Annotated in this window: 7 protein-coding genes; 6 read left to right on the plus strand and 1 reads right to left on the minus strand. The window is 33.8% G+C overall.

What is annotated here, in order from left to right:
* The 3 genes from Q0050_RS08770 (at position 1) to Q0050_RS08780 (ending at position 4,329) form a co-directional block, all read left to right on the plus strand.
* Positions 1-978, plus strand: coding sequence for a pyruvate dehydrogenase complex E1 component subunit beta (locus Q0050_RS08770; protein WP_298394366.1), 978 nt, complete (start codon positions 1-3; stop codon positions 976-978).
* A 72-nt stretch (positions 979-1,050) separates the two neighbouring features.
* On the plus strand, positions 1,051-3,534 hold the full coding sequence (locus tag Q0050_RS08775) for a DUF5686 and carboxypeptidase-like regulatory domain-containing protein (protein WP_298394368.1): 2,484 nt from the start codon (positions 1,051-1,053) through the stop codon (positions 3,532-3,534).
* 201 nt (positions 3,535-3,735) lie between these two features.
* A complete protein-coding gene (locus Q0050_RS08780; protein WP_298394370.1) occupies positions 3,736-4,329 on the plus strand; it encodes a DNA-3-methyladenine glycosylase 2 family protein in 594 nt (197 codons plus the stop codon).
* Position 4,330: 1 nt separating this feature from the next.
* Here Q0050_RS08780 and Q0050_RS08785 read toward each other — a convergent pair whose 3' ends face one another.
* Entirely contained in the window at positions 4,331-4,774 is a 444-nt protein-coding gene (locus Q0050_RS08785) for a DoxX family protein (protein WP_298394372.1), read from the minus strand.
* A 202-nt stretch (positions 4,775-4,976) separates the two neighbouring features.
* On the opposite strand from Q0050_RS08785, the gene Q0050_RS08790 reads away from it, so the two are divergent.
* From Q0050_RS08790 to Q0050_RS08800, 3 genes are all read left to right on the plus strand, one after another.
* Positions 4,977-5,510, plus strand: a complete 534-nt coding sequence (locus Q0050_RS08790) for an inorganic diphosphatase (protein WP_298394374.1) — start codon at positions 4,977-4,979, stop codon at positions 5,508-5,510.
* Positions 5,511-5,613: 103 nt separating this feature from the next.
* Positions 5,614-8,202, plus strand: a complete 2,589-nt coding sequence (locus Q0050_RS08795; RefSeq protein WP_298394376.1) for a sodium-translocating pyrophosphatase — start codon at positions 5,614-5,616, stop codon at positions 8,200-8,202.
* Positions 8,203-8,298: 96 nt separating this feature from the next.
* On the plus strand, positions 8,299-10,566 hold the full coding sequence (locus tag Q0050_RS08800) for a family 20 glycosylhydrolase (RefSeq protein ID WP_298394378.1): 2,268 nt from the start codon (positions 8,299-8,301) through the stop codon (positions 10,564-10,566).

Genomic DNA, 10,566 nt, shown 5'->3' on the forward strand with positions numbered 1-10,566 from the left:
ATGAGAACGATACAATTTAGAGAAGCGATTGCCGAAGCGATGAGTGAAGAAATGCGTCGCGATGAAGCCGTATATTTAATGGGTGAAGAAGTTGCCGAATATAATGGTGCCTACAAAGCATCAAAAGGAATGCTTGACGAGTTCGGACCAAAAAGAGTTATCGATACTCCAATTGCTGAGTTAGGTTTTGCAGGAATTGCAGTAGGTTCAGCTATGAACGGTTGTCGTCCAATTGTAGAATACATGACATTCAACTTTTCATTGGTTGGGATTGACCAAATCATAAATAATGCTGCTAAAATGCGTCAAATGTCGGCCGGACAATTTCCAATGCCGATGGTTTTTCGTGGACCAACAGCTTCTGCTGGACAATTAGGTGCAACACACTCACAAGCTTTTGAAAATTGGTTTGCAAATACGCCAGGTCTAAAAGTGGTAGTTCCATCGACTGTTTATGATGCTAAAGGTTTATTAAAAGCTGCCATCCGTGATAATGATCCTGTAATTTTTATGGAATCAGAACAAATGTATGGTGATAAAGGTGAAGTGCCTGATGGTGAATACATCATTCCACTAGGAGTTGCCGATATTAAAAGAGAAGGAACTGATGTAACTATCGTTTCTTTCGGAAAAATCATCAAAGAAGCATTCATCGCTGCCGACGAATTGGCTAAAGAAGGAATTTCTTGCGAAATTGTTGACTTAAGAACGGTTCGCCCAATGGATTATGATGCAATCATTAATTCGGTAAAGAAAACTAACCGTTTAGTTGTTCTTGAAGAAGCTTGGCCTTTTGCAAGTGTGGCTTCAGAGATTACTTATATGGTTCAAGAAAGAGCATTTGATTACCTTGATGCACCAGTTCAAAGAATCACAACTGCCGATACTCCAGCGCCATATTCTCCTACATTATTAAAAGAATGGTTGCCAAACGCACAAGATGTTGTTAAAGCGGTGAAAAAAGTAATGTACAAATAATATAAACTACTATATTTGAAGCTTCATCGGAGAAATCTTGATGAAGCTTTTTTTTTACCTCAAATTTGAAATATGAAGGATAAAATACTTTTATTAATGCTTTTTTTTGCCGGCACTACTTTTGTTTTTTCACAAACCAAAGTAAGTGGTGTTGTTTACGACAAAAAAAACCAACCTGTTTCTTACGCCAATATTGTATTTAAAGGTTCTAATGAGGGAACAGTTAGTGATGAAAATGGTAAATTTTATTTAGAATCTCCAAAAGATTACAAGACTCTTGTGGTTGCATTTGTTGGTTTTACTACCAAAGATGTCGATCTTGAAAATCCAGTTAATTACAATATGAAAATCGTCTTAAATGAAGAAGAAATGCTTCAGGAAGTGGTGATTTATAAAGGTAAAACATCTAAAAAAAACAATCCTGCGATTGATATTCTGAGAAAAATTTGGGAACGTAAAAGGAAGAATGGTTTGCGAATGTTCGACCAATACCAATATGAAAAATACGAAAAGGTAGAATTTGACTTAAATACAATCGACAGTGCTTTTAGAAAACAAAAAATATTCAAAGGAATGGAGTTTGTTTTCGATAAAGTCGATACTTCTAAAGTTACCGGCAAGACTTATTTGCCTATTTTCATAAACGAATCAATGTATGATGTTTATGGTGATAACAAATTAAAAAAGGAAAAATCCATCATTAAAGCCAATAAAAATTCAGGCTTAGGAAATGGCGATGGTGTAAATACTTTTATCAAAGATTTATACAACGACTATAATATCTACAACAATCATTTAACTTTTTTTGACAAAAGTTTCACAAGTCCTTTGTCAACAACTGGAATTGATGTTTATAATTATGTTTTAAGAGACAGTTCGTTTATTGATAATAAGTGGTGCTACAACATTGTATTTTATCCTCGCAGAAAAAATGAATTAACTTTTAAAGGTGATTTTTGGGTAAATGATTCTACTTATGCCATCAAAACCATAAATATGGCAGTTTCTAAAAGTGCTAATATCAACTGGGTCAAAGATATTTATATCGAGCAAGAATTTGAAGTTGTAAATGATTCTGTTTTTCTGCTAACGCGCGATTACATGATGTCTGATTTTGCACTTAATAAAAAAGAAGAATCTAAAGGTGTCTATGGTAAACGTACAACTCTTGTGAGAAATCACAAATTTAATCAAGTCAAACCGGACAAATTTTATAAAGAAGAAGTCAATTTTGTAGACAATGCAGTTTATAATAAAGACGATAGTTATTGGGAAGAAAATCGATTTGAAAAATTAAACAAAGACGAAATTGGTGTTTACAAAATGCTAGATACTTTAAAAACCGTCAAAAGGTTTAAGCAAATATATAACATCGTCACCATTTTGGGCAGTGGATACATTCAAAAAGGAAACATCGATTTCGGACCTATTTTTTCAACATTCGGATACAATGTAGTTGAAGGAATTCGTGTTAGAGTTGGTGGTCGAACCTATTTTGGACCCAATGATAAATGGCGATTACAAGGTTACACTGCTTACGGTTTTGACGATAACAAATTCAAATATGGTTTATCAGGTAAGTGGATGGTAAATTCTAAAAATCGAGTTATCATCACCGCCGGAAATCGTAGAGATGTAGAGCAAATTGGTGCAAGTTTAACCACTACCAATGATGTTTTAGGACGAAGTTTTGCATCCTCTAGTTTGTTTAGTTCGGGTAGTAATGGTAAATTAACCAACATCAATTTAACAACCGCTTCTATAGAAATTGAACCTATTAAAAACTTAATTTTACAAACAGGTTTTTCTTATCGAACACTTGAGTCAGCATCGCCAATTTTTAGTTTAGATTACTTTGCCGACAATACTTACACCACAACCAAAAGCCAAGTAAAACAATCAGAAGTTAACCTTCAAATTGAATATACACCACGCCGAAAATTTGTTGGCTATGGCGTTGAGCGTTTGAGTGTAGACAGTCCATTTAGTCGTTTCTTTGTGAATTACAGCCAAGGTTTTAAAGGCTTAATCGGTAGTGATTTTGATTATAGTAAATTGCAATTATACTACAAGCAACCAATTACTATCGGTCCATTAGGACGAACCAATTTAACAATGGAACTAGGTAAAACGTTCGGTCAAGTACCACTCGGATTGTTGAGTGTGATTCCGGGAAATCAAACCTATTTTGTTATCGGAAATACCTTCAGTAATTTAAATTTCTACGAGTTTGTGTCTGATGAATATGCAACTTTACAATGGGATCATAATTTTCAAGGACGTTTGCTATCTAGAATTCCGTTGATGCGAAAATTAAATTGGAGAGAAATTATCGGAATTAGAGGTGTTTATGGTACAATTTCTAACGAAAACCAACTTATTAATGCTTCAGGATTAGTATACAAAGCACCAAAACAACCTTATTGGGAATACAGCGTCGGAATAGGAAATATTTTTAAGGTATTCCGAATTGATGCAAGTTGGAGAGGAAATTATAAAGATGTTCCAGGCACAAATAACTTCACAATAAAAGGTGAATTTGGGTTTTATTTTTAATGTAATCTGAACTCTAAAACTGAATTTAATGCCGTTTGTTTCATATTCTAAATTTGAAGCTATTTCCAGCTATCCATTACAAGAATTTACCAAAATAGCTATTTTGTAAGAAGTAAAAAGAGCTTCTAGGGTCGCTTTTTTACTTCAACAAAAATTAGCCAATTTCAATAAATTGCTTTTCATTATTATCTGGGCTACAACATGCAGCAAGCAATAGAGTTTTTAATTTCAAAAGATACCACGCTACAATTCATTTTGGAAAATTTTGGTATTCCAACCATTCAAAAGCGCGAAGAAGGTTTTGCATCTATGTGTCACATCATTCTTGAGCAACAAGTTTCAATAGCATCTGCCAAAGCTTGTTATGTTAAACTTAAGAACTATTTTGGTGAAATAACTCCGCAAATAATTCAAAATTGCAGTGATGAAGAATTACGAAATTGCGGACTTTCAAGACAAAAAACTATTTATCTCAAAGATTTAGCATCCAAAGTAATCGCTAACGAAATTAATTTTAATCATTTTTCAGTCAAAAGCGAAAGCCAAATTCGAGAAGAATTAATAAAAATTAAAGGCGTAGGAAATTGGAGTATTGAAGTTTACTTAATGTTTTGCCTTCAATCACCCGATATAATTCCGCTTGGAGATATTGCTATAAAAAATACTTTAATTGAATTATACGGATGCCAAACAATAGAAGAAATGCAGCAAGTTTCCGATAACTGGAAACCCTTTCGAACTTTAGCGTCTTTTATTATTTGGCATTATTACTTAAAGAAAAGAGGTAAAATTTAAATTACTTTTTCAAAAATTTAGCATCTAAACTGTACTTTCCTGGTCCAGTAAAAAATAAGCCTAAGTAAATCATAAAATAAGTAAAGGCAGTATTAAATTCATATCCGTGTTCTCCTTTGTCCAAAATTGCTCCAGGAAAAATAACAGTGAATATATATCCCATACAGAATAAAAGAAAAAATGAACTCACGCGAGTAAACAAGCCCACAATCAATAAAACACTACAGAAAAATTCTGCAAAAACAGTTAATGCCAACGGAACAGCGCCATTCATTCCTAAGAAACTTACATTTTTTATCCAAAAATCGGATGCAGCCATTTCACTGAAATGAATTAATTTTTCATAACCAACAAAGGCCATTATGAGTCCGATAATTACTCTGATAAATAATAATCCTAAATCCATGTTTAGAGGTTGTACCGAAAATAGTTTTAGTTTTTTCATTAGTTTTTAAGTTTTATAAAAGTCTAAAATTCAGACTTAAAGAGTTAGTTGTAAAACAAATATAGTATCTTTTTGATTATCTTAAAATCAATAGTGTTCTTAAAATCAAAAAATTACTTTCAAAAACACATAATTTTTAGGATTTTTTATTGTAAAACCCTAATGTTTACGTACTTTTGCACTCCAAAAAAATTTGAATATAATGACAGCAGATAAATTAAAAACGTTCGATGTTTTAATCGAAATTCCAAGAGGAAGTAGAAATAAATATGAATATGATTTTGCTATAAAAAGAATGCGTTTCGATAGAATGTTATTCTCATCGATGATGTATCCAGCAGATTATGGTTTTATTCCGCAAACATTAGCACTTGATGGTGATCCGTTAGATGTATTAGTTTTAATTAACGAGCCAACTTTTCCAGGTTGTGTAATCGAAGTAAAACCAATTGGAGTTTTTCATATGGCAGATGATAAAGGTCCAGATGAGAAAATTATTTGTGTACCAGTTTCAGATCCAATTTGGAATACTTTAGAAAATTTATCTGATATCAATCCGCACTTATTAAAAGAAATTGAACATTTCTTCCAAGTTTATAAAGACTTAGAAAACAAACAAGTAGATGTTGAAGGTTGGGGAGACGTTACTGAAGCCTACCGAATCATTAAAGAATGTATCGATCGTTTTGAAGCGATACCTGACCGTCCAAAAGGATTATTTAGTATAAAAAGTTAATAACATTATTAATAAAAGACAATTTAGTTAAATTTAAATTGTCTTTTTTTTTATATGTTTGTTAATATTAACAAACATTAACAACCTATCTAATTAGTTTATTATGAATGAATTTATGATTTATGTGCCAATAGTTATGGCATTAATAGGATTAGCTTTTATGGCAGTCAAAAGATCTTGGGTTTTAAAGCAAGATGCTGGCGATGGCAAAATGAAAGAAATTTCAGATTACATTTACGAAGGCGCATTAGCGTTCTTAAAAGCAGAATACCGATTATTAGCTTTCTTCGTGGTAGGAGCAAGCATCGTGTTGGCCGGAATTTCTTTTATAGTTCCAACAACACACATATTAATTGTGGTTGCCTTTGTTTTCGGTGCTTTCTTTTCGGCTTTGGCAGGAAATATGGGTATGAAAATCGCAACAAAAACCAATGTTAGAACTACGCAAGCTGCGCGAACAAGTTTGCCTCAAGCTTTAAAAGTTTCTTTTGGTGGTGGAACCGTTATGGGATTAGGAGTTGCAGGTCTTGCAGTTCTTGGTTTAACAGGTTTCTTTATCATATTATTTCAATATTTTATGAAAGGTGTTTGGACTTCAACAGAAGACATGACTATCGTTCTTGAAACTTTAGCTGGTTTCTCTCTTGGAGCTGAATCTATTGCTTTGTTTGCTCGTGTTGGTGGTGGTATTTATACAAAAGCTGCCGATGTTGGTGCTGATTTAGTAGGAAAAGTTGAAGCTGGAATTCCAGAAGATGATCCTAGAAACCCTGCTACAATTGCAGATAACGTTGGAGACAACGTAGGTGACGTGGCTGGTATGGGTGCCGATTTATTTGGTTCTTATGTAGCAACCGTTTTGGCTGCCATGGTTTTAGGTAATTATGTTATCAAAGATATGGGCGGAAGTATTCAAGATGCTTTCGGTGGAATCGGACCAATCTTATTACCAATGGCAATCGCTGGTTTCGGAATTTTATTCTCAATCATCGGTACAATGTTGGTTAAAATTTCAAGTGATGACGCTAAAGAAAAACAAGTTCAAGGCGCATTAAATATCGGAAACTGGGTTTCTATTGCTTTAACGGCTGTTTCGTGTTTTGCTTTGGTAAAATATATGTTACCAGAAGTAATGCAAATGGAATTCTACGGTGAAGGATTAAAAGAAATTTCTTCAATGAGAGTTTTCTATGCAACGATCGTTGGTTTAGTAGTTGGTGGAGTTATCTCTTCTGTAACTGAATATTACACAGGTTTAGGTACAAAACCAGTTTTGGCAATCGTACAAAAATCTTCAACAGGTGCAGGAACTAACGTAATCGCTGGTTTAGCAACCGGAATGATTTCTACATTCCCAACAGTATTATTATTTGCTGGTGCTATTTGGGCTTCTTATGCTTTCGCTGGTTTCTATGGTGTTGCTCTTGCTGCTTCTGCAATGATGGCTACTACTGCAATGCAATTAGCAATCGATGCTTTCGGACCAATTTCTGATAACGCTGGTGGAATCGCTGAAATGAGTGAATTACCAAAAGAAGTTCGTACGCGTACAGATATTTTAGATTCAGTTGGTAACACAACCGCTGCAACAGGAAAAGGTTTTGCAATCGCTTCTGCGGCATTAACTTCATTAGCGTTATTTGCTGCGTATGTAACTTTTACAGGAATTGACGGTATCAACATCTTCAAAGCTCCAGTATTAGCAATGTTATTTGTTGGAGGTATGATTCCTGTAGTTTTCTCTGCTTTAGCAATGAATTCTGTTGGTAAAGCTGCAATGGATATGGTATATGAAGTACGTCGTCAGTTCAAAGAAATTCCGGGAATTATGGAAGGTACAGGAAAACCTGAATATGGTAAATGTGTTGAAATTTCTACAAAAGCAGCATTGCGTGAAATGATGTTGCCAGGTGTTTTAACTATCGGATTCCCAATTGCAATTGTACTTTTAGGAAAGCTAGTTTATGGAGATAACAACCAATTAATTGCTGAAATGTTAGGTGGTTATATGGCTGGAGTTACTGTTTCTGGTGTACTTTGGGCTGTGTTCCAAAACAATGCTGGTGGTGCTTGGGATAACGCTAAAAAATCGTTTGAAGCTGGTGTTGAAATCAACGGCGAAATGACTTACAAAGGTTCTGATGCTCACAAAGCGGCGGTAACTGGAGATACTGTTGGAGATCCATTTAAAGATACTTCTGGTCCATCAATGAACATCTTAATCAAATTAACTTGTTTAATTGGTTTAGTTATAGCTCCAATTTTAGGAAACGGTCATTCCGATGCTGCGAAAGCTTCTTGTTGCGCTAAAACAGAGCAGTGTACTTCAATGAGTGCAGCAGAGTGCAAAGAAAAAGGTTGTACTAATGCCACTTGCGAAATGAAAGACGCTAAAGCAGGAACTTGCGATATGAGCAAATGCGCAACAATGACTAAAGAAGAATGTGCAGCAATGTGCGATAAAAATGGTTGTTCTGCAGAAGACAAAGCTAAATGTATGGCAATGTATGATGAAAGTGGAAAATTCATTGGAGAAGTTAAAAAAGAAGTTACTAAAATGGTTTTTATGGAAAAAACTGCTGATGGTAAATTTAAAGCTACTGTTTCCAATACCGTTAATGGTAAAGTAACCGAAGAAATTTTTGAAGGAACTGAAGCTGAAGTAAAAGCTAAAGTTGACGGTTTAAAATAATAGAGTAAAATGTTTTATATAAAATGCCTCACGAAAGTGGGGCATTTTTTTTGACTTTTTTTATGTAAATTTAGCCATTGATAAATTCAAAACTGCATGAAAAAGAAATTTCTATTTTTACTACTATTGATTTTTAACTCTATTTTTTCGCAAAATCAATTACCTATAATTCCATATCCTTCTCAAGTAGAGTTAGGCTCAGGAAGTTTTGTATTTAGCGATAAAACTACAATACAAGCTTCTGAAAATTCTTTTGAAGCAAAATATTTGAAAGAAATAATTAAATCAAAATCAGGATTAGATTTAAGTATAAGTGAAGTTTATGGTTCAAATAGTATTCAGCTTCTAATGAAACTTCCAGATACTATAAATTTTGATAAAGAACACTATGAATTAAATGTTTCAAATAGTAAAATCACAATAACAGCTTTTTCAAATCAAGGTCTTTTTTATGGAATTCAAACACTTTTACAATTAATTCCTTCAGATGAAAAGAATAAAATCTCAATACCTTGTTTGCAAATAAATGATTACTCAAAATACAAATGGCGCGGAATGCATCTTGATGTAAGCCGACATTTCTTTCCAAAGGAATTCATCAAAAAGTATATTGATTATGTAGCAAGATATAAAATGAACGTTTTCCATTGGCATTTAACCGATGATCAAGGTTGGCGCATTGAAATAAAAAAATATCCAAAACTAACCGAGGTTGGAGCTTGGCGAAAAGGTTCGATGATTGGTCATTACAGAGAACAAAAATTTGATAACAAACCGTATGGTGGTTTCTACACTCAAGAGGAAATTAAAGAAATTGTAGCTTATGCAACGGAACGTCACATTACAGTTGTTCCTGAAATTGAAATGCCTGGACATGCATTAGCAGCATTAGCTTCTTATCCGCAATATTCGTGTACTGGCGGACCATTTGAAGTAGCTTTAAAATGGGGTGTTTTAGATGATGTGTTTTGTCCAAAAGAAGAAACTTTTGAATTTCTAGAAAATATTTTATCCGAAGTGATAGCTTTATTTCCATCCGATTATATCCATATTGGTGGCGATGAATGTCCGAAAACACGTTGGAAAAAATGTGCCAATTGTCAATCGGTTATTAAACGCGAAGGATTAAAAGACGAACACGAACTTCAAAGTTATTTTATTCGACGAATTGAAAAATTTGTAAACAGCAAAGGAAGAAAAATAATGGGTTGGGATGAAATTCTCGAAGGTGGTTTGGCACCAAATGCGGCCGTAATGAGTTGGCGCGGTACAAAAGGCGGAATAGAAGCTGCTAAACAAAATCATTTTGTAGTAATGACACCTGGTTCACATTGCTATTTTGACCATTATCAAGGCGAACCTAAAAACGAACCCTTAGCTATCGGTGGTTTTACAACTGTCGAAAAAGTATACGGATTTAATCCAACTCCAACGTCCTTAAGTAAAAATGAAGCTAAATACATTTTGGGCGTTCAAGGAAATGTTTGGACCGAATATATGGAAGATGCTAATAAAGTTGAATACATGATTTTTCCAAGAATGCTAGCGCTTTCAGAAGTACTTTGGGGTACTTCTAATACCGAAAAATATAAAGAGTTTCAGGATAGAATGATACAGCATTTTCAATATTTTGAAGAGAATAAAATTAATTACAGCAAGGCAATTTTCGAATTAACTTCCAAAATAGGCCAGTCTGATATTGATAAAAGTATTCTGTTTTCTATAAAATCATCTAAAAATCAAGAAGGCATCCGATATACAACTGATGGTTCTAATCCAAGTTTAAATTCTAATCGATATGAAAATCCGATAGTAATTACTGAAAGTCAAACCGTTAAAGCAGCTTATTTTGAAAATGGACAACAGAAAAGCGCCACAATCGAACAATCATTTTCTATAAACAAAGCAACTGGCAAAAAGATTTCTTTACTAAATCAACCTAGCGAAAGTTATGCAGCAAATGGCGCATTTACCTTAGTTGATGGTGTCATTGGTGATAGACAAAAGTTTGGTCGAGATTGGCTCGGATTTTCAGGTAAAGATATGGTTGCAATCATCGATTTAGGAAAAGTTGTGGTTATAAATAAAATTTCTATAAGTAGTTTAGCTAATGAAGGAAGTTGGATTTATTTTCCAAAAAATATAGAATTTTTACTATCTAATGATGGTGTAAATTTTAAAAGTGTGCAATCAATTTCAGCGAAAGAAATTCTAGAAAAAAAAGGTGAAATTAGTATCGAGTTAAAGTCTGAAAAGGCAAAATTTATTAAAGTGATTGCTTCCAATTTGGGTAAAATTCCAGAAGGAAATCCTGGCGCAGGCTCCAATGCTTGGTTGTTTATTGATGAAATCGGTGTAGAATAA

This window comes from Flavobacterium sp., assembly GCF_027483985.1.
GTDB lineage: Bacteria > Bacteroidota > Bacteroidia > Flavobacteriales > Flavobacteriaceae > Flavobacterium.

What these genes read in the sequence shown, in the direction of transcription:
- Q0050_RS08770 (WP_298394366.1), top strand. Translation starts at nt 1, where the DNA reads ATGAGAACGATACAATTTAGAGAAGCGATTGCCGAAGCGATGAGTGAA.
- Q0050_RS08775 (WP_298394368.1), top strand. Translation starts at nt 1,051, where the DNA reads ATGAAGGATAAAATACTTTTATTAATGCTTTTTTTTGCCGGCACTACT.
- Q0050_RS08780 (WP_298394370.1), top strand. Translation starts at nt 3,736, where the DNA reads ATGCAGCAAGCAATAGAGTTTTTAATTTCAAAAGATACCACGCTACAA.
- Q0050_RS08785 (WP_298394372.1), bottom strand. Translation starts at nt 4,774, where the DNA reads ATGAAAAAACTAAAACTATTTTCGGTACAACCTCTAAACATGGATTTA.
- Q0050_RS08790 (WP_298394374.1), top strand. Translation starts at nt 4,977, where the DNA reads ATGACAGCAGATAAATTAAAAACGTTCGATGTTTTAATCGAAATTCCA.
- Q0050_RS08795 (WP_298394376.1), top strand. Translation starts at nt 5,614, where the DNA reads ATGAATGAATTTATGATTTATGTGCCAATAGTTATGGCATTAATAGGA.
- Q0050_RS08800 (WP_298394378.1), top strand. Translation starts at nt 8,299, where the DNA reads ATGAAAAAGAAATTTCTATTTTTACTACTATTGATTTTTAACTCTATT.